The 19,453-nt window shown below is 68.2% G+C and carries 15 protein-coding genes; 4 read left to right on the top strand and 11 right to left on the bottom strand.

Features of this window, described 5'->3' with window-relative positions:
- Positions 1-90: 90 nt before the first annotated feature.
- Positions 91-1,545, top strand: coding sequence for a peptidoglycan D,D-transpeptidase FtsI family protein (locus PV396_RS01570; RefSeq protein ID WP_319199738.1), 1,455 nt, complete (start codon positions 91-93; stop codon positions 1,543-1,545).
- A gap of 110 nt (positions 1,546-1,655) precedes the next feature.
- On the opposite strand, the gene PV396_RS01565 is transcribed toward PV396_RS01570, so the two are convergent.
- Positions 1,656-3,107: an NCS2 family permease gene (locus PV396_RS01565; RefSeq protein ID WP_319199737.1), complete on the bottom strand. Its 1,452-nt coding sequence runs from the start codon at positions 3,105-3,107 to the stop codon at positions 1,656-1,658.
- 284 nt (positions 3,108-3,391) lie between these two features.
- Here PV396_RS01565 and PV396_RS01560 point away from each other — a divergent pair, with 284 nt between their 5' ends.
- From PV396_RS01560 to PV396_RS01550, 3 genes are all read left to right on the top strand, one after another.
- Positions 3,392-3,958 carry a SigE family RNA polymerase sigma factor gene (locus PV396_RS01560; RefSeq protein ID WP_319199736.1) on the top strand — a complete coding sequence of 189 codons (567 nt, stop codon included), beginning with the start codon at positions 3,392-3,394 and terminating at the stop codon, positions 3,956-3,958.
- Positions 3,955-4,833, top strand: a complete 879-nt coding sequence (locus tag PV396_RS01555) for a hypothetical protein (RefSeq protein WP_319199735.1) — start codon at positions 3,955-3,957, stop codon at positions 4,831-4,833. Before PV396_RS01560 ends, PV396_RS01555 begins: the two co-directional genes overlap by 4 nt.
- 195 nt (positions 4,834-5,028) lie before the next feature.
- A complete protein-coding gene (locus PV396_RS01550; RefSeq protein ID WP_319199734.1) occupies positions 5,029-6,711 on the top strand; it encodes a rhamnogalacturonan lyase B N-terminal domain-containing protein in 1,683 nt (560 codons plus the stop codon).
- Positions 6,712-6,799: 88 nt separating this feature from the next.
- Here the strand turns inward: PV396_RS01550 and PV396_RS01545 are convergent, their stop codons facing one another.
- The 10 genes from PV396_RS01545 to PV396_RS01500 all read right to left on the bottom strand — a co-directional run bounded on the left by PV396_RS01545 (position 6,800) and on the right by PV396_RS01500 (position 19,438).
- Positions 6,800-7,954 (bottom strand): right-handed parallel beta-helix repeat-containing protein, encoded by a 1,155-nt coding sequence (locus PV396_RS01545; protein ID WP_319199733.1) that lies wholly within the window; start codon positions 7,952-7,954, stop codon positions 6,800-6,802.
- Positions 7,955-8,123: 169 nt separating this feature from the next.
- Positions 8,124-8,921: an HAD family acid phosphatase gene (locus PV396_RS01540; protein WP_319199732.1), complete on the bottom strand. Its 798-nt coding sequence runs from the start codon at positions 8,919-8,921 to the stop codon at positions 8,124-8,126.
- Positions 8,922-9,084: 163 nt separating this feature from the next.
- Positions 9,085-10,215, bottom strand: coding sequence for a right-handed parallel beta-helix repeat-containing protein (locus PV396_RS01535; protein ID WP_416071312.1), 1,131 nt, complete (start codon positions 10,213-10,215; stop codon positions 9,085-9,087).
- Between the two features lie 55 nt (positions 10,216-10,270).
- Positions 10,271-11,488: a dienelactone hydrolase family protein gene (locus PV396_RS01530; RefSeq protein ID WP_319199730.1), complete on the bottom strand. Its 1,218-nt coding sequence runs from the start codon at positions 11,486-11,488 to the stop codon at positions 10,271-10,273.
- On the bottom strand, positions 11,475-12,533 hold the full coding sequence (locus PV396_RS01525; protein WP_319199729.1) for a pectinesterase family protein: 1,059 nt from the start codon (positions 12,531-12,533) through the stop codon (positions 11,475-11,477). The genes PV396_RS01530 and PV396_RS01525 overlap by 14 nt, the downstream gene beginning before the upstream one ends.
- Before the next feature lies 1 nt (position 12,534).
- Positions 12,535-13,656: a pectinesterase family protein gene (locus tag PV396_RS01520; RefSeq protein WP_319199728.1), complete on the bottom strand. Its 1,122-nt coding sequence runs from the start codon at positions 13,654-13,656 to the stop codon at positions 12,535-12,537.
- Positions 13,657-13,658: 2 nt separating this feature from the next.
- Entirely contained in the window at positions 13,659-14,984 is a 1,326-nt protein-coding gene (locus PV396_RS01515) for a pectate lyase (RefSeq protein WP_319199727.1), read from the bottom strand.
- A gap of 119 nt (positions 14,985-15,103) precedes the next feature.
- Positions 15,104-15,907 (bottom strand): rhamnogalacturonan acetylesterase, encoded by an 804-nt coding sequence (locus PV396_RS01510; RefSeq protein ID WP_319199726.1) that lies wholly within the window; start codon positions 15,905-15,907, stop codon positions 15,104-15,106.
- Positions 15,908-16,054: 147 nt separating this feature from the next.
- On the bottom strand, positions 16,055-17,392 hold the full coding sequence (locus PV396_RS01505; protein ID WP_319199725.1) for a sugar ABC transporter substrate-binding protein: 1,338 nt from the start codon (positions 17,390-17,392) through the stop codon (positions 16,055-16,057).
- A gap of 51 nt (positions 17,393-17,443) precedes the next feature.
- Complete coding sequence (locus PV396_RS01500) at positions 17,444-19,438, bottom strand: pectinesterase family protein (RefSeq protein WP_319199724.1); 1,995 nt, start codon at positions 19,436-19,438, stop codon at positions 17,444-17,446.
- Between the last annotated feature and the right edge of the window lie 15 nt (positions 19,439-19,453).

The following is a 19,453-nucleotide window of genomic DNA, read 5'->3' as shown; positions in this document are numbered from 1 at the left end:
CCCTTACAACCTCCCGGGTTTCCTGAATTGGCCATGAGAAATCGGGAGAAGGGGAACGCCACGTGCCGCGCCGCTCGTCTTTCGAGCGGGATGAACAAAACGATCAGGCGCGCCTCCGTCTTCACACTGCTGCTTGTGCTCGCTCTGCTGGTGAGAGCGACATGGGTGCAGTTCTACGACGCCAAGGCGCTCGCGGACGACAGCGACAACCGGCGGAACGCGATCGCGCTGTACGCGAACCCGCTCGGGAACATCATCGTGGCCGGCGAGTCGGTCACCGGCTCGAAGGAGACGAACAGTGGCGACCTGAAGTACCAGCGGACGTACACGGACGGCGAGCTCTACGCGGCCGTGACCGGGTACAGCACACCGCTGTTCACGCCGACGCAGCTGGAGGGCATCTACAAGAACGTCCTCGACGGCTCGGACAACAGACTCACGACGTTCATGGACACGGTCACCAAGGAGCACGCCGCTCCGGGGAACGTGATCACGACGATCGACCCTGACGTCCAGAAGGCGGCGTACTCGGCGCTCGGCGACAAGAAGGGCGCCGCGGTCGCCATCGACCCGAGGACCGGCAGGATCCTCGCCATGGTCTCCACTCCGTCCTACGACCCCTCGACGATCACCGGGGCGGGCGACGGCACCACCTGGACCAAGCTCAACGAGGACCCCGACAAGCCGCTGGTCAACCGGGCGATACGGCAGCCGTTGCCGCCGGGTTCGACGTTCAAACTGGTGGTCGCGGCGGCGGCCCTGGAGGACGGGCTGTACGGGTCGGTGGACGACCGTACGGTCAGCCCGGACCCGTACACGCTGCCGGGCACGACCCGGGAGCTGTCCAACGAGAACCCGAACGCGCCCTGTGAGAACGCGACGATCCGGGTCGCGCTGCAGTACTCCTGCAACAACGTCTTCGCGAAGATGGCCGTCGACCTCGGGCAGGACAAGGTCAGGGCGATGGCGGAGAAGTTCGGCTTCAACGACGACAAGCAGGACGTGCCGGTGCGGGCGTATCCGAGCGTGTACCCCTCGGACATGGAGAAGTCGCAGACCGCCCTGACGGGCATCGGGCAGTTCGATGTCACGGCGACGCCGTTGCAGATGGCCATGGTGTCCGCGGCGATAGCCAACGGCGGCAAGCTGGTCTCGCCGCACATGGTGTCGCAGGTCACGAAGGCGGACGGGGATGTGCTGGAGGACTACGACAGCGAGGCGTCGACGAAGGAGATCATCAGCGCGGGGACGGCCGAGCAGTTGCAGTCGGCCATGCAGACGGTTGTCTCCGACGGGACGGGGACCAACGCGCGGGTGGCGGGGGCGACGGTGGGAGGCAAGACGGGTACGGCTCAGCACGGGGAGAACAACAGCAAGACGCCTTATGCCTGGTTCACGTCCTATGCGAAGTCCCAGTCCAATGGGAAGGAGGTCGCCGTGACGGTGCTGGTCGAGCAGTCGGGGGCGGCTCGGTCCGAGGTGAGTGGGAATGGGTTGGCCGCGCCTGTGGCCAAGGCGATGATGCAGGCCGCGTTGGCTGGGTGAGTTGTCTTGGGTGAGCTCTCTCGGGTGAGTGCTTCGGGTGCTGCGCCGTTGGGGCTGGTCGCGCAGTTCCCCGCGCCCCTGAAAGACGGCGCGGGGAACCCGGACCCCGTTTACTTCGTGCCGAAGAGCTGTTCGATCGGGTCGATCGCGAAGTAGATCAGGAACAGGGCGCTCGTGCCCCACAGGAGCCAGTGGACCTCCTTGGCCTTGCCGAGGACGGCCTTGATGAGGACGTAGGCCAGGAAGCCGGCGCCGATGCCGTTGGTGATGGAGTACGTGAACGGCATCACGGCGATCGTCAGGAACGCGGGTATGGCGATCTCGTACTTGTCCCAGTCGATGTGCTTGACCTGGGTCATCATCAGGAAGCCGACCGCGACCAGGGCGGGGGCGGCGGCCTGCATCGGGACGATCGTCAGGATCGGCGTCAGGAACAGCGCGCAGGCGAACAGGCCACCCGTGATCAGGTTGGCGAAGCCGGTGCGCGCGCCCTCGCCGACGCCCGCCGCCGACTCGATGTAGGCGGTCGCCGAGGACGAGGAGCTCGCGCCGCCCGCCACCGCTGCCGCGCCGTCGATGAGCAGGACGCGGCCGAGGTTCGGGACCTTGCCCTCCTCGTCGAGCAGGCCGGCCTCGGCGGTGATGCCGACGACGGTGCCCATCGTGTCGAAGAAGTCCGACAGGATCAGGGTGAAGATCAGCAGGACCACGGTGATCACCGTGGTCTCGCCGAACGCGCCGAACAGACTGAAGTGGCCGATCAGCCCGAAGTCGGGGGTGTCCGCGATCTTGTCGGGCCAGGCCGGCGTGGTCAGGCCCCAGCTCTTGACGTCGGCGACCGAGTTGATGATCAGCGCGAGGAGCGTCATCGTGACGATGCTGATCAGGATCGCGCCCCTCACCTTGCGCGCGATCAGACCGATGGTCAGCAGGACGCCGAGACAGAAGACCAGGACGGGCCAGCCGCTGAGGCTGCCCGTGCCGCCGAGCTGCACCGGGACGGTGGTGTTCGCGGCGTCCGGGATCCGGCTGACGAAACCGGCATCGACGAAGCCGATGAAGGCGATGAACAGGCCGATGCCCACGCCTATCGCCGCCTTGAGCGGTCCCGGGATCGCGTGCATGATCGCTTCGCGGAGGCCGGTCACCACTAGGACGCAGATCACCAGGCCCTCGAGGACGACCAGACCCATCGCGTCGTCCCAGCTCATCAGCGGGGCGATCTGGAAGGCGACCACCGCGTTGAGGCCGAGGCCCGCGGCGAGGGCGAGCGGGAGGTTGCCGCCGACGCCCATGATGATCGTCATCACCGCGGCGACCAGGGCGGTGGCGGTGACGAGCTGGACGCTGTCGAGCTGGTGGCCGAACTTGTCCTTGGCGCTGCCCAGGATGATGGGATTCAGGACAAGGATGTAGGCCATCGTGAAGAACGTGGCGAAGCCGCCGCGTACTTCACGGGCGAAGGTGGACCCCCGTTCGGAGATCTTGAAGAAGCCGTCGACGCTGTTCGCCGCCGGGGGCGCGGCGCCGGGTCGGTCGGCCACCTTCTGTGGTTCGGACATGGGGGTTACTCCTCGTTGCCTGTTTGATCTGTGTGCGGGTACTGGCTGGATTGTTCCTGCGTTGAACCGTTCTCAGGTTTTCTCCGTGTTACGGAATCAGGATCGACCTGTCGTACGGCGCTCGAAGGGCCGTACGACAGCCTGATACTCTCTCGGCTCTCGCGCCAAATGATCACCACCTCTTCACCGGCGCACCACAGTGGCCGTATACGCAGGCACCCGGCTTCGGCCGACAGCCGCCGCCGGCCTGGGAAAACTCAGTGAATAAGGGGGTCAGGTCGCCCGTGGGCACTGTCGTCGACGACGCAGCCGCCGTGGAGTTCCATGCCTTCTTCGAGCGGCACTACGCCGAACTCGCCCGCCTGGCCCACCTGTTGACGGGCGAGGCGGACGCCGCCGACGACCTCGCGGCGGACGCGCTGCTCGCGCTGTGGAACCGCTGGGACCGGGTACGGGCCGCCGACCACCCGGTGGCGTACGCGCGTGGCGTGGTCGCGAATCTGGCCAAGACCCGTATACGCAGCGCGATCCGGGAGCGCCGGAGGATCACTCTGTTCTGGTCCCAACGGGAAGAGAAGACGGAGAATCCCGACATACCCGGCGTCATCGATGTCCAGGAGGCCCTGCGCAGACTGCCGTTCCGCAAGCGGGCGTGTGTGGTGCTCCGGCATGCCTTCGACCTCTCGGAGAAGGACACGGCGCTCGCCCTGGGAGTTACTGTCGGTACGGTTAAGAGCCAGACGTCCAAGGGAATGGCCGAACTGCAGCGGCTCCTTGGCACCGACGAGGCCCCGCTTCGAATGCGCACCCCTGTGCGCACCACCGGCGGAGCGGGAGGGACGAACCGATGAGGACGCCGCACGACGAGCTGCGTGCCGGGCTGCGTGAAGCGGCCGAGGCGTACGAGCCCGACCGCGCGCGCATCCTCGCGCGGGTCGAGCGCGGTATGGCCGCCGGGCCCGAGGAGAAGCGTCGCTCGCGCCGCCGGGCAGCACGTACGCCACTGCTGGCCTGGGCCCGGGTCGCGGGTGCCACCGCCGCGGTCTCCGGGATCCTGGCGATGGGCGGGTACGCGCTGGCCTCCGTGGTGAAGAACGACGAGACCCCGGCCGATCCGACCGTCTCGGTCTCGCCACTGCCGACCCCGTCGCCGGACGCGACCAGCCGGGCACCGGTCCAGCCGGCTCCCGAACCGTCCCAAGGCGACACCGAGGACGAGAAGCCGAGGTCCACGCCGACGCCGACACCCACTCCGACGCCGAAGGCCTCGAACACGGCGCCGGCGCCTGCCGCCAAGGGTGTCGAGGACGGGCCCCTGTGGTCGGACGGCTCGATCGATCCGCACAGCAACGACTTCTGGGCGCAGAGCAATGTCACGATCAAGACGACCGAACGACTGACCGCGCTCACGGTCGAGTTGAAGGTCGCCGACACCGGCGGGGTCACCTCCACGGGTGCGTGGCGGTCGGCCCCGGAGGACGACTTCGAGCTGACGGTCGCCCAGCGCGACGGGTTCCTGGTCTACACGTGGGTGCTCAAGGAGGGCCGCACGGTCCTGCCGGGCGAGTGGGTCTTCGCGGGCCAGTACGACCACACGCGCGGCGGCCGGGACGCGAAGGACGACACGTACACGGTGACGGCCCGGGCGGGGAGCGAACAGCTCGCCGTGAAGGGCGACTTCGCGGGCCAGGACGACAAGGACAAGTCCGACGAGGGTGATTCGTGAAGGCGTGACCCGCCGCGTGGAAAGAATTCCGCGGACTCGGCAACCTTTCTCGCGCGGGCGGCGACCAGGAGACGCACACATCTCCTCACCGCCCAGGTGATCGGTAGTGGTGCGGACGGAACCACGGGCGAATTTTCGCCATCTGTCATCACGTACGAGCAAGTGATCCTTCAAGCACGACCGGAGTCGGCAGCCGTGAGCACGCACAAGAGAAAACTCAGTCGCCGCAGGCTGCTGGCCGCTTCCGCGGTGGGAGTGGCCGGTACGGGTGCCGCGGTGGCGGCGGGCAGCGGACTGCTCTCGTCCGCGTCGGCGGCTACTTTCGGCCACACCGACGACGGCTCGAACTTCGTGGTCAACACCGGCGCCTCACTCGTTTTCAAGATCTCCAAGAAGACCGGCGACCTCACCTCCCTCGTCTACCGGGGCAAGGAGTACGAGGGCTACGGCGGCCGGCACTCGCACGTCGAGTCGGGGCTCGGGGCGTCCACGGTGACCGTCAGGCAGTCCGGCTCGACGATCCTGGTCAAGGCCGTGCACGGTCCGATCACCCAGTGGTACGCGGCGCGTAGCGGCCAGAACAACGTCTACATGTGGACGAACAAGGCGGACGCCTCCTTCACGGCGACCCGTTTCATCGTCCGTCTCAAGCCGGGGATGTTCCCGAACGAGGGGTCGGACTCCTGGATCGAGGCCTCCGACAAGATCATCGAGGCCGGTGACGTCTGGCGGCGCGCGGACGGCACCACGCACTCCAAGCACTACTCCGGCAAGCGGGTCATCGACTACGACCACATCGGCTTCACCACCGGCTCGGTCGGTCTGTGGATCGTGCCCTCCAACCACGAGAAGGCGTCCGGCGGCCCCTTCTACCGCTCGCTGCTGCGCCACTCGAACGACAAGGGCGCGGGGCTGTACGAGATCCTGCACTACAACCAGGCCCAGACGGAGAAGGAACGTTTCGGCCTCCAGGGTCCCTACGTGCTCGCCTTCACTGACGGCGGCGCCCCCGCCGCCTCCCTCGCCGCCGGGCGCCTCGACACCTCCTGGGTGGACGGGCTCGGCATCACCGGCTGGGTCGGGGCGGCCGGACGCGGCAAGGTGGCCGGGGTCGGCATCAAGGGGATGGACGCGAAGCACCCCTACACCGTGGGCTTCGCGAACGCGGACGCCCAGTACTGGGCGAAGGCCGCCTCGGGCACCGGCGCCTTCTCCTGCAAGGGGATGCTGCCGGGGGCGTACACGCTGACCGTGTACAAGGGCGAACTGGCCGTGCACACCACCCCGGTGACCGTGAAGGCGGGCGGCACGACCACGCTGCACAGCATCACCGTGACCGGGGACCCGTCGACCGCGAGGACGATCTGGCGGCTCGGGGACTGGGACGGCACGCCCGGCGAGTTCAAGAACGCGAAGCTGATGACGTACGCGCACCCCTCGGACGCCCGCGCGGCGAAGTGGACGGGGAACGTCACCATCGGCGACGGCTCCTCCGCCGCGACCTTCCCGGCGTACATGTGGAGCGGCGTCAACGACGGCATCCTCGTGTACTTCAGGCTGACCGCCGCCCAGGCCGCCGCCGCGCACACCCTGCGCATCGGTGTGACGGACGCGTTCTCGGGCGGGCGCCCGCGGGTCACCGTCAACGACTGGGTGTCGCCCGTCCCCACGGCCACCGCGCAGCCCTCGACGCGTTCCCTCACCACTGGTTCCTACCGGGGGAACAACCGTACGATCACCTACAGCGTCCCCAGGAGTGCGTGGAAGACGGACGTGAGTCAGTACAACGTACTGAAGATCAACATCGTCAGTGGTTCGAGCGGCACGGCGTTCCTCAGCCCGGGCACCTCGTTCGACTGCCTGGATCTGCTGGCCTGAGCCCCCCTCGGCCAGACAGAGAGAGCCCCCGCCGGTGACGACCGGCGGGGGCTCGGTTCTGCGTCACTCAATTCTTCTGTGCGGTACGTCAGTTCATGGTCGAGCCGATGGCCGTGGAGCCCACGGTGAGAAACGTGGTCGCCGGCAGCGACCCGTTCGACCGCCGGGCGCCGTACGCGGCAGACGCGTCCTTCGACTTCAGCGCCGGTGTCGCGACACCCGAGTCCCAGTTGTTGGCCGCCGAGACGGCGGACGGGCCCAGCCTGGACAGGGCGCCCTTGTTGGCCATCGCGAGGTTTCTCGCGAGGCGGGCCCTGCCGGTGGCGAAGTAGAAGCCGGTTCGCGCGTTGCCGTAGGCGGTGTTGCGGTTGAGGACGATCGCGCCGGTGTTGGAGTTCTCCGTGAAGCCGTGCAGGTTGTTGTCCCAGGCCGCGTTGTTGTTGACGACGTGGGCGACCGACACTCCGCCGCCGCCCAGCTTGAAGCCGTTGCCGTTGCCCTCGAACGCGCGGTCGTGCCAGCGGTTTTTGCCGTTACCGAAGGCCCAGGTGTGCTCGACGGTGACGGGGGTGGAGAACTGCCAGAGGTCGATGCCGTCGTCCGCGTTGTCGTAGAGGCGCGCCCCGGTGACCCTGTTGCCGGTGCCCGAGCCGAACTTGATGGCGAGGCCGTCGGCGTTCTGGCCGTGGCCCGCGGCATCGTAGTTGAGGTAACTGTCCAGGTTCTGCACGAGGTTGTCGCTGGTGCCGTCGCCGCGCAGGGTGAAACCGGAGTCGCCGTTGCGCGCGGTGACGAGGTTCCTGAAGATCCCGCCGACGGACGAGGTGGCGACGAAGCCCTGGGCCGGGGAGTTGGTGAAGGTGAGGTTCTGGACGGTCCAGTAGTCGCCGTAGATCCCGGCCAGCCAGGAACCGGCGGGCAGCCTGGACCCGTCGATCCGCACCTTCTCGTCGCCGTACGCCTGGAGGGTGATCCGCGCCGAACTCGTGCCGTTCGCCGTCGACTTGAGGGTGGCCGTCGGGTAGTACGTGCCCGCGCGCACCTGGATGACGCGGCCCGCCGCCGCGTTGCGCACCGCCGCCTCCAGCTGCGCCGTGCTGGACACGGTGACCGTGGCGCCTGCGGCGCTCGCTCCGTCGGGCGAGAGGCCGAGGTACACGCCGCCGGCACCGGAGGAGAGGGCCACCGCCGCGGCGATGGAGAGGGTGCGGGTTCTGCGGTGGCGGCCGGTGCCGATGCGCACGGACGTTCCTTTCCTCGGGGCTGGGACTGTGTGGTTCCCCGGACAGGAACCGGGCTGCGGCCTCGATGAGGTGAGGCCGCAGCCCGGCTCTGCTGTCCTGTCGCCGCCCGGCTGAAAAGGGTTGCCGCATTCCCTGTGAAAGATCGAGATCCCGGTCAGGGACCGATGTTCAGCTGACGAAGTACGTCGGGTTCGGGAACTTGTACGTGCGGTCGGCGTAGCCGCCGTCGAGGTCCGAGTACTGGTCGCCGAAGTTGGCGATGACGTCGTAGCCGAGGTCCTGCTCGATGTGCTTGCGGGTGCCGGCCTTGTACTGCACGGTCGTGCAGGTCCAGGCGGTGGTCGTGGCGCAGTCGCTCAGGTAGGCGGGCGGGTTGGCCGCGTCCTTGAGGAACATGTGCCCGGCGTCGAGGTTGATGTCGGCGCCGACCTTCTTCAGGTTCGCGACGGCCGCGGCGCGCTGCGACTCCTTCAGTCCGGAGTTGTAGAACACCTCGACGCCCTTGGCCTTGGCGTAGGCGACCAGCTCGGGCGTGCCGAAGACGGCCGGACGGTCGGCCTTGGCCACGTAGTCGGTCCAAGTGGCCGAGTTGTACGTGTAGTTGGTTCTCTTCTCGTAGTCGAGGGAGAGCAGCAGCGTGTCGTCGATGTCGAAGACGACAGCGGGCTTCTTGCCCTTGTGCAGCGCCTTGCGGGCCGTCTTGTCGATGTAGCTCTTCGCCGCGGACTCGATACGCGCCAGGTCCTTGGCGTACGGGCTGGTCGTCGAGGCCTGGTACACGCCGTTGGCGTCGGCCGTGGTGCCGTAGTAGGTGTCGATGTCCTTGACCAGGAGCCCGATGTTGTAGGGCTCACGGGTGGAGTTGGCCGTGGACTGGTGGGCGGTGGCCGCGCCGGTGCCGTACAGCGCGGCGCCCGCGACAGCGCAGGTGACGGTGAGTGTCGCGAACCGAAGTGACTTATGCATGCCAGGTTTCTACGCGCGTCACCCTCGCGGTTGCCAGACCTTTTGCCTGATCTATATCAAGTCAATAGGGGACGGAAACCGGCCATTGAGGAGCGAGGGGTGCGGGCGGACCGCACCGCACCCCTCACTCGGCTTTCCGTTCGCAACTCGCGGCAGCGGACGGTCAGTTCATCGTCGAGCCGATCGTGGTGCTGCCCGTCGTCAGGAACGTCGTCGCCGGCAGCGTGCCGTCCGAGGCGCGGGAGTTGAACGTGGTCGACGCGTTCGTGGACGCGAAGGACGGTGTCGAGATCCCCGAGTCCCAGTTGTTGCCGGCCGAGGTGACCGACGAGCCCTTGTTCACCGACCCGGAACTGTTGCCGACGGCCAGGTTCTTGCCGAGTTTGGCCGCACCCGTCGCGAAGTAGTAGCCCCACTTGGCGTTGGCGTAGGCGGTGGTGCGGTTGATGACGATGGCACCCTTGTTGCTGTTCTCGGTGAAGCCGTTGCCCGCGTTGTCCCAGGCGGCCGAGTTGTTGACGACATGGGCCACGACCTCGCCGTCACCGCCCAGCTTGTAGCCGTTGCCGTCGCCCGCGAACGCCGAGTCGGACCAGCGGTTTTTGCCGTTGCCCATCGCCCAGGTGTGCTCGACGGTGACGGGGGACGAGAAGGACCAGAAGTCCATCCCGTCGTCCGAGTTGTTGTAGAGGCGGGCGCCGGTGATCAGGTTGCCGGTGCCGGAGCCGAACTTCACCGCGATGCCGTCGGCGTTCTCGCCGTGGTTGGCGGGGTCGTAGTGGCCGTAGGAGTCGATGTTCCTGACGGTGTTGTTGGTGGTGTTGTCCCCGGTGAGCGTGAAGCCGGAGTCGCCGCCGTTGATGGTCTTGATGTTGCTCCACACCGTCGAGGCGCAGGACTGGCAGACGACCGCGCTGTCCGGGGAGTTCTGGAACGTGATGTTGGAGACGGTCCAGTAGTCCGCGGTCAGCTTGAAGATCCAGTCGCCGTCGGGCAGGTTCGACCCGTCGATCTTGACGCTCTCCGAGCCGTACGGCTGGAGGTAGATCCGGCTGGCTGACGTGCCGTTGGCCGTCGACTGGAGGGTGGCCGTCGGGTAGTACGTCCCGGCGCGCACCTGGATGGTCGTGCCGGCGGTGGCGCTCGAGATGGCGCTGCTCAGCTGCGCCGAGGTGGAGACGACCACGGTCGCTGCCTGGGCGGGAGTGGGGAGCACCGCGAGGCCGATACCGGCGGTGGTGACGGCGAGAGCGGTCAGTGAGCTGTTGACACGAGTAATACGCATACGACGCATGACGTGCGGGTCCTTTCGTCGCAAGGGGGACGCGGGTTGAGGAGCGGTTGGGGGGTTACAGCACGGCGTCCAGCCAGGTGAAGACGTCGTCCTGCATGGGTGCGGTGAACACATGGCCGAGGTCGGGCCAGATCCTGGTGTGCAGCCGCTCCCCGGCGCGGCGCGAGCGCCAGACGGCGCGCAGCTTCTCGTGGGCCACGCGTACGCCCTCCGCCGGGAACAGCGGGTCCTGGGCGCCGTGGAAGAACAGCATCGGCCTGGGTGCGGCGATGCTCGCCACGTCGGGGAAGTCGAGGTGCCGGGCGAGCCCGGGGTGGAGCATGTGGTAACTGGACTGGCCGCGCAGGGTGTTGTTGCCGGGGACCATCATTTCCTTCAGCCCGGTCATCCAGCAGACGCTGGCCGCGGCGGCGATGTCGACGCTGAGCGCGGCGGTCTGCCAGGCGCGGTAGGCGCCCATGGAGAACCCCACGGCCGCGACCCGCCGCTCGTCCACCCGGTCGAGCCCGGCGAGGAAGCGGGCGGCGCGTACGTCCTCGCGGGCCATGAGTCCGGCGAGGGACGAGCCTAGGTTGTACATGTTGCTCGCGAGGGCCTGCTGCTGGTCGTAGGCGAGTGGGCCCCGGTCGGCCCAGCCGAGCGCGTCGAGCGCCAGCACGACGTATCCGCGCCTGGCCAGTTCGTCGCCGACGAACCGTCCGCTGAAGTAGCGGTCCGCCCAGGCCTCGGCGGAGGCCAGCCGGGTGTCGTCGTACCAGGGCCGGACGAGCTTCTCCTTCCCGATGTCGAACTTCGCCCCGTGGTCGTGGAGCAGCAGTACGGCGGGGAAGGGCCCGGTGCCGTGCGGGGTGAGCAGCGCGCCGCGCACGGGCTCGTACCGGGTGAGGGCGAGGGTCACCAACTCCCTTCGGTAGATGGGGTTCTCGGTCCGGTCGCTGAACTCCGGGTCGAACGGGACGCCGTCGCCGTCCGGCTCCACGAGGAGGGTCTCCTCCACCTTGGCGCGGGCGATGCGCCGCCAGGCCCCGAAGTCCCGGATGCCGGAGCGGCCCCAGGCGAGCGGGAAGTCCAGCTCGTCCTTGAGCGCCGGGTGGAAGCCGGGTAAGGGCCCCTCGACGACCGCCGACTCCGACTCCGGGTCCTGCTCCGAACCCGCATCGGCATCGGCATCGGCATCCGCGAGTGCGGGCTGGGCGGCACCCCCGTTGATCAGAGCCACCCCCGCCCCCACGACGAACGCCCGCCGTCCCACCGCCGGATCACTGCCGCTCATACGGGCGCCAGTCGCCGAGATACGTCCGCCGCGTGTGCTCGCCGGCCTCCGCCGCCGTGAGCTGAGGCCGGTTCTCCGGCACCGTGATCAGCGCGCCGGGACCGGAGTTGCCGTACTCGCGAAAGCGCATGGTCTGCCACGGATAGGCCTCACGCATGTTGGTGTACGGGGTCACGGCGTCGATGCCCCGGCCGAGCCAGGTGTCCCGGACCACCAGCGAGGGCCAGGCGGTGGTCTCGTACGAGGGCACCCAGGGCCGGGCGATCTTGTACGCGCCGTCCTCCGCGCCCGAGGTCACCAGCCCGCGCACGGCCAGGAAGCCGTACGGGTTGGCGCGGGCCGTGGCGGGGGCGAAGACCATGCCCTCGGGCTTGAAGGAGACGTCCCGGTCGAGGGTGTGGAAGTGGCAGCGCTCGAAGACGGCCCGCGCCCGGCCGAAGACGAAGTCGACGTCGCCCTCGATGTAGCAGTCGCGGTAGTAGTGCCGGTCGAAGGCGGTCAGTGCCGTCGTGTCCGCGAACAGGGTGTCCTGGTGGGCGAGGAACCGGACCCGCCGGAACTGCGAGCGGTCCCCCGTGACATACGCGGCGACGGCCTGCGTCCCGGTGATCTCCGGGTGGTCGGCGCGCAGCCAGTCGTTGGCGAGGGTCAGGTCGCGTACGGTCAGGCCGGGCGCCGCCGAGGTGAAGGTGGCGGAGCCCGCGGTGCCGTAGGTGCCCGAACCGTCGGGTTTCTGGGTGCCGTTGGCGTTGTCGTACACGATGACGGTGTCGCGGGGGTCGCCGGTGGCGCCGCGCAGGGTCAACTCGGCTGCTTGGGCCGGGATGTTGACGAACTCGCGGTACGTACCCGGGTGCACGACGATCGTCCGGCCGGTGCCGCCCGTCGCGACCACCGCGTCCACTGCGGCCTGGATGGAGTCGCCGGGGCGGACGTGCAGGACGCGGTGCCGGTGCGCGGCGGACGCGAGGGCGGGAGTCGTGCCGGTGACCATCAGCCCACCGGCGAGCCCGGTCAGCCCGGTCAGCAGCGTGCGTCGGCGCATCTCAGCACCACCGCCCCTGCCATGGCGCCCAGTCGCCGAGATACGCCTCGCGGGTCGCCGACTCGGCCTCGGTGGCCGTGAGTTGGGGCCGGTTCTCCGGCACCGTGATCACCGCGCCCGGCCCCGAGTTGCGGTACTCGGCGAACCGCTGGCTCTGCCACGGGAAGCTGTCCGACATGTTGGTGTAGGGCGCGACCGCGTCGATGCCGGGGCCGAGGTGGGTGCCGCGGACGGTGAGCATCGGGCGGGCGGTGGTGTCGGAGCTGGGCACCCAGGGGCGGGCCAACTTGTAGGCGGCATCCGGGGCTTCGCTGGTGACGCGGCTGCCGGTGACCAGGTAGCCGCGCGGGTTGGTACCCACGGTGGAGGGCGCGAAGACGAAACCGTAGGGGGCGCCGCCGAGGTCGGTGCGGTTCAGGGTGCGGAAGTGGCAGTGTTCGTACACGGCGGTGGCCCGGCCGAAGACGAAGTCGACGTCGCCCTCGGCGTAACAGTGCGCGAAGTACTGCCGGGCATACGCCTCACGGCTCATCGAGTCGGCGTACAGGGTGTCCTGGTGGCCGAGGAACCGGCAGTGGTGGAACGCCGAACGGTCGCCCTGCACCTTGATGGCGACGGCCTGGGTACCCGCGATGTCCGGGTGGTCGGCGCGCAGCCAGTCGTTGGCGAAGGTGATCCAGCGGGCCGTGAACCCGGCTGCCTGCACCAGGGTGGTGGCGGAGCCGGTGGTGCCGTAGGTGCCGCCGCCGGGTTTCGGGGTGCCGGCGGCGTTGTCGTACACGATGACGACGTCACGCGGGTTCTCCGAGGCGCCGACGAGGGTCAGCTCCGTACGGGTGGAGCTGACGGCGACGGTCTCGCGGTAGACGCCCGGTGCGACAACCAGGGTGAATCCGGTGCCGCTGACGGCGTTCACGGCGGCCTGGACGCCGGTGAAGTCGCCGGTGCCTGCCGCGTCGACGTACAGCGTCTGCTCGGTCAGACGGCGGGCCGGGGAGCCGTAGCGGCCGAAGCGGGTCCGGCCGGCCGCGCGGGCGGGGGCCGCGAGCCCCAGGGCCAGAGCGGCCCCGGTGCTCGCGACGACGAACGACCTCCTGCTGAGCGGGAGTCGAGGGTTCGCCATGGTCAGCAGACCTTGCCCGCGCCCGCGCCACGGGCGACGACGGACGGCACGGCGCGCGGTGAGTCGACCTTCGTGCGGAGGGTGGGCGTCCAGCCGGCGCCCGACTGGAGGGTCTCGGCCGGGATCTCGGCGTTGTGGACGGCGATCAGGTCGGTCAGCTTGCCGTTGACGTAGTTGTTCACCGCGGTGAGCGGCGACTCGTTCCACTTCTTCAGGACCTTGCCGACCTGGGCGCCGGCCGGCAGCGAGATGGCGTTGTCGCTGGCGTGCAGCTGCGAGGAGATGCCGACACCGAAGACGTAGTAGTCGGACTTCTGCGCCTCGCCCACCACGTAGTGGTTGTTGTAGACGTCGACCTGTCCGAAGCGCACGCGCGGGGAGCGCTGGAGGATCCCGTCGAACCGGTTGTGGTGCATGGTGACCTTGAGCTTGCCGCCGTCGGTGGTGGCGGTGCTGTCGCTGTTGCCGATCAGCATGTTCTTGTCGTGGTCCTTGAAGGAGTTCCAGGACACGGTGACGTAGTTGGCGCCGCGCACGATGTCGGTGAGCCCGTCGTGCTGCTGGAAGACCTTGCCGAAGTAGACCGGCCGCTCGCTGTCGGGGAAGCGGCCGTCGGTGAGGGTGTTGTGGTCGATCCACACGTGGTCGGTGCCGTAGACGACCACGGCGTCGTACTCGGAGTTCCAGTTCCCGGTGTTCTTGTCGTCGGTCGGGTCCCACTTCGGGAAGCAGTCGAGGGGGGCCTCGATGGTGAGGTTGCGCAGGATGACGTTGGAGACACCCTTGATCTGGAGGCTGCCGCCGAGGATGCCGGAGTTCTTCCCGACGCCGACGATGGTTGTGTTGCTGGGGACGGCGGCCTTGATCGCCGAGTCCTGGTTGGCCATGGAGGCGACCCGCGCGTCCTCCTGCGGGCCCATGGCGACCTTGTCGTTGCCGTAGACGGCCGGGTCGTAGTCCTTGAGGTACTGCTGGAGGTCGTATCCCCCGGTGACGAAGGCCTCGCAGCCCTCGGACACGGCGTCGATCATGCCCTTGACCTGGATGATCTTGGGCGCGCTGCCGCCGTCCTTCAGCGCGGCCTTGAACTGGGCCCAGGTGGTGACCGTGTAGACGTGGTCGGCGTCGGCGGCCGAACCACCGGTCGTGCCGCCCGCGTCGGACCCCCAGCCGTCACCGGCGGCGAGGGTCTGGCGGCCGAGGTCCTGGGCGGCGGCGGGGGCGGCAGCCTGGGCCGCGGGGCCGGTGAGGGACAGGACGAGGGCGGTGCAGCCGAGCAGTACGGCGGACTTCACGGTGACATGATCATGACATGCGCGAGCGTTCATGGTACGGCTCTCTTTCTGAATGACTGGGGGGAAAGCGCTTTCACGGACTGCAGGTGTCAAGACCTGGAGACCTGGAGACCCAGGAGACCTGGAGGTCAGGGAGAAACGGGTGTTACACGTCAGGCGGTGGCCTGCGGCCAGGTGATCCAGGACTCCGGGATCACGTCGTCGAGGCGGCGCACGTCCCGGCGCGCCAGCACCCGGCGCCGTACCAGCTCGGCGGCGACGAGCCGGGCCACGGCGATGGCTCCCGGCGGATTGAAGTGCGTGTTGTCCTGCTCGGTGGCGGTCCAGTTGAAGTACTTCTTCGTCTCCTCGACCCCCAACTGCTGCCAGAGCGCTATCGACAGGGCCTGGATGTCGAGCAGCGCCACGCCCTCCTCCTGGGCGAACGCGCGCATCGACGCCGGGTAGTCGCCGTGGGTCGGCTGCGCGTTGCCGCTCGCGTCGAACTTTCTGCGCTCGACGGAGGTGGCCAGCACCGGACGGGCCCCACGGGCCCGCGCACCGTCGACGTACAGCCGCAGATAGTCCTGGTACGTGGTCCAGGGCTCGGTGTAACGGACGGGATCGGCGCTCTTCTCGTCGTTGTGCCCGAACTGGATGAGCAGGAAGTCACCGGGGGCGATGACATCGAGAATGGCGTCCAGGCGCCCTTCGTCGAAGAAACTCTTGGAACTGCGCCCGTTCACCGCGTGATTGGCGACGACCAGATCCTTCTGGAGAAAGAAGGGGAGCGCCATTCCCCACCCGGTTTCCGGGGCGGCGTCGGCGTATTTCTGGGCGGCCGTGGAATCACCGGCGATGTAGAGCGTGCGGGCACGACGACCGGAATGCGCCGAGGCACTCCCGGACGCCCCGGCAACAGCAAGAGGAACAGCGGCAAGAGCAGCCGCGGCCACCTGTCTACGACTAAGAGACACGACGTTGTGCCTTTCAATAAGGGGCAGGGGGACCCGCGCCCCTGTTTTTGGTCTTTTAGGGGCGCGGGGCTGTATCTATTTGCGGCTCCGCCGCGGGGCGCGACCAGCCACGACGAACCCGCAGCCGGCGACGAACGAGAGGAACCCCTAGCCCATCTGCTCATTCCACTCAGCCTGCGCAGCATTCAGCTGCTCGGCCAACGTGTCCAGGAATTCCTTCGCACTCATCTTCTTCAGCAGCACCTTCTGAAGATTCGGCTCGTTGTCCGCCTTGGAGATGGTGTTCCAGTCGGGCAGGTAGTACGGCAGCTGCACGATCTTGATGGTGCCGCTGTTCAGCGACTCCGCCGCCAGCTTCGTCGCCTCCGCGGACTGGATCCACGGGTCCTTCGCCGCCTCCATGTTGGACGGAATGGCGCCCGCGGACTCGTTCCACTTGCTGTTGGACTCGTGGGAGACGGCGAACTCGATGAACTTCCACGCGGCCGTCTTGTTCTTGCTGGACTTGAACAGACCCAGCCCGTCGACCGGGTTGGAGACCTGAACCTTGGTTCCATCCTCCAGCGTCGGGTTCGGAATTCCCCGGAACTTGCCGTCAAGCGCCTTCACATGGTCCTGGTAGGAACCCAGGTTGTGGCTCAGCATGCCGATCTCGCCGCTGTCCCACTGGGCGACCATCTTCTTGAAGTCGTTGTTGACGTCGGCGGACGGGGTGTCCTTCTTGTACAGCGCCGCGTACTTCTCCAGCGCCGCCACGTTCTTCGGGTCGTTGACGGTGGTCTTCGCCTCCTTCCAGAAGGAGGTGATCCCCGACTGCCCGTACATCGCGTCCAGGGCCTGGGCGATCGACCCCTCGCCGCCGCGAATGGTGTAGCCGAACTTGTTCTTGCTCGCGTCGGTGAGCTTGTCGGCGGCCTCGTAGAACTTCGGCCAGGTCGTGGGCGGGTCCAGCTTCGCCGCCTCGAACAGGTCGGTCCGGTACCAGAGCGTGCCGTTGTTCGCGGAGGTCGGGACGGTGAACAGCTCGTCGCCGCCGCCCGCGCTGCGCACGCTGTCGATCATGCCAGGGGTCAGCTTGCCGTTGAGCGTGCTGCTCTTGAGCCGGTCGTCCAGCGGCTCGAGGGCGTTCTGCGCGGCGATGCCGGCGAGCATGGCGGCGCCGACCCCGCCGACGTCGGGCAGGCCGCCGCCCTGGATCGCGGTGTCGTACTTGGACTGGACGCTCTCGGACGGTATCCCGACGTACTTGACCTTGATGTCGGGGTTGGCCTTCTCGAAGTCGGCGATGATCTCCTTCCAGACGTCGGTACGCACACCGCCGTTGTTGTCCCAGAAGGTGATCTGGCCCTTGCCCGAGCCCTCGTTGCCCTTGTCCCCGCCCGCTCCGCTGCCGTCGTCGCCGCAGGCGGTGGCGGTCAGGGCGAGCACGGAACCCAGGGCCACGGCGATGGCCGCGCGCCTGCTTCTGCGGATGCTGATCTTCATTGGTCGGCACTCTCTCTTCTGGATCAAACGGAACTATGAAGTTGTGGGGGGTCAGCGGCGGGCGTACGGAGCCCAGCCGTCCGTACCGTTCAGGTAGTCGGCGACGGTGTGCACGGCCGCGTCCGCGTCGCTCAACTGCGGGCGGTCGGCGGTCACCTGGGCGCCTGGACCGTAGGTCCGGTACTCGGTGAAGCGGGCGTCCTTCCACGAGAAGCCGCCCATGTCGGTCCACGGCGACGTTTTGACCGCGGCGGGCAACTCGGTGTCCCGGAACAGGACCTGGGCCACGGCGTTCGGCTCGCCACCGGGGTGCCAGGGCCGGCCGAGGTGGAAGGAGTCGGCGGGGGCGTCGCTCACGACCTTCGAGCGGGTGATCAGGAAGCCGTGGGGGTTTCCCGTCCAGGTCGAAGCGGCCGTGATGTAGCCGTTGTTGGTGGTGGAGCCCCGGCTCAGCGCGCGGATCACCGACCGCTCGATGACGGTCGTCGCGCGCCCGTAGATGAAGTCGACGTCGCCCTCGATGTACGAGTCGCGGACGTAGACCCGGCTGATCACGTCCAGCTTGGGGCTGTCGGTCATCAGGGTGTCCTGGTTGCCGAGGAAGGCGGTGTTCTCGAAGACGATCCGGTCGCCGGTCGTCTTCATCGCGAGCGCCTGCTCGCCCTTCAGCTCGACTGCGGCCTCGTCGAAGTCGTTGCTGAAGGTGAGGTTGCGGGCGGTGACGTCGTTCGCGGCGATCCGGACCGTCGCGCTCCCCGTCGAACCCCCGTACTCGGCAGGCGTGTCGAACACGATGACGGTGTCGGAGCGGTTCCGGCCGGTCCCCTGGAGCAGGATGTCGGACTTGCCGGCCGGGATGAACACCTTCGCGCGGTACGTGCCCGGCGCGACAGCGACGGTCACCGGACTGTCGTTGCCGGCGGGCACCGCGTCCACGGCGGCCTGGACGGTCGGATAGTCGGCGGGGACATGGAGCGTCACCCCGGCGCCGATCCGCTGCTGCGGCCCGGAGAACCGCTTCACCAGCGCGGGTACGGCGGCGGCCGGGTCCAGCCGGTAGGCGTAGAAGTCGCGCGGCCGGAAGGCTGTGCCCCAGGTGTCCTGGCGCCCGGTCACGTTCTTCAGGATGGACCCGCGCTGCACCAACTCGGCGGTGGCGTCGGCCTGGTAGGGGTGCTGGACACCGTCGTAGTAGCTGTTCTCGATGACCATCTTGGTCTTGCCGCGCGACCAGTTCCCGTAGGTCCAGACGGGATCGCCGTCGGTGACCTGTGCCGACACGTAGTTGTTGTAGAGGTGCGCGTAGGCGCAGTTGTCGGCGGACGGGTTGCGCTGCTTGGTGCCCGTGAACCAGTTGTGGTCGATGGTGATCTCGGTGAGCACGTTGGACGTCCAGCCGATCCCGAACGCCTTGTTGTGGTTGGCGAACTGGTTGTTGGAGACGGTGATGTACCGGCTGTCCTTGCGGATGTCGAGCAGTCCGTCGCCCATGTGCGTGAAGCGGTTGTGGTCGATCCACACGTGGTCGGCCGTGTCCATCTGGATCGCGTCGAAGTCGGTCGTCTTGCCGTCCCAGTCGCCCTCGACGTACGAGTCGCGGATCGTCAGGTTGCGGATGATGACGTTGCTGGTGCCCGGGTTGAGGTGCAGTTCGCCGTGGACGATCTCGCCGGTGTCGCCGACGCCGATGACCGTCTTGTTCGAGGCGACGACGACGTCCGCGCCGAAGGGCGCCACGGCGATCGAGCCCGCGACCCGGATGATGTACGGCTCCTCGGCCGCCGCGTACTTCACCAGCGAGGCCTGGTCGGTGACCGTGACGACCTTGCCGCCCGCGCCGCCGGTGGTGCCGCCGGCGAGGGAGGCGAAGCCGTGCGGCCGGTCGGTCCAGTGGGCGACTGTCGTCGTGGTCCTGGTGACCGGGGCCGAGGGACCGGCGGCCGTCGCCTCGTCGACCGACCCGAGGCACAGGGCGGCCACCAGACCCACGACGGCGGTCAGGGTTCTACCGGCGCCCAGTAAGCGCTTGCTCGGGAAGTGCGTCATTGCGGCTCCCAACAG

The organism is Streptomyces sp. ME02-8801-2C (assembly GCF_033793965.1).
GTDB lineage: Bacteria > Actinomycetota > Actinomycetes > Streptomycetales > Streptomycetaceae > Streptomyces.
Note: the sequence above shows the minus strand (reverse complement) of the source record. Positions and strands in the feature narration are given on the sequence as shown.

Coding starts and splice junctions, on each gene's coding strand:
- PV396_RS01570 (WP_319199738.1), top strand. CDS start 91: ATGAACAAAACGATCAGGCGCGCCTCCGTCTTCACACTGCTGCTTGTG.
- PV396_RS01565 (WP_319199737.1), bottom strand. CDS start 3,107: ATGTCCGAACCACAGAAGGTGGCCGACCGACCCGGCGCCGCGCCCCCG.
- PV396_RS01555 (WP_319199735.1), top strand. CDS start 3,955: ATGAGGACGCCGCACGACGAGCTGCGTGCCGGGCTGCGTGAAGCGGCC.
- PV396_RS01540 (WP_319199732.1), bottom strand. CDS start 8,921: ATGCATAAGTCACTTCGGTTCGCGACACTCACCGTCACCTGCGCTGTC.
- PV396_RS01535 (WP_416071312.1), bottom strand. CDS start 10,215: ATGCGTCGTATGCGTATTACTCGTGTCAACAGCTCACTGACCGCTCTC.
- PV396_RS01530 (WP_319199730.1), bottom strand. CDS start 11,488: ATGAGCGGCAGTGATCCGGCGGTGGGACGGCGGGCGTTCGTCGTGGGG.
- PV396_RS01525 (WP_319199729.1), bottom strand. CDS start 12,533: ATGCGCCGACGCACGCTGCTGACCGGGCTGACCGGGCTCGCCGGTGGG.
- PV396_RS01520 (WP_319199728.1), bottom strand. CDS start 13,656: ATGGCGAACCCTCGACTCCCGCTCAGCAGGAGGTCGTTCGTCGTCGCG.
- PV396_RS01515 (WP_319199727.1), bottom strand. CDS start 14,984: ATGAACGCTCGCGCATGTCATGATCATGTCACCGTGAAGTCCGCCGTA.
- PV396_RS01505 (WP_319199725.1), bottom strand. CDS start 17,392: ATGAAGATCAGCATCCGCAGAAGCAGGCGCGCGGCCATCGCCGTGGCC.
- PV396_RS01500 (WP_319199724.1), bottom strand. CDS start 19,438: ATGACGCACTTCCCGAGCAAGCGCTTACTGGGCGCCGGTAGAACCCTG.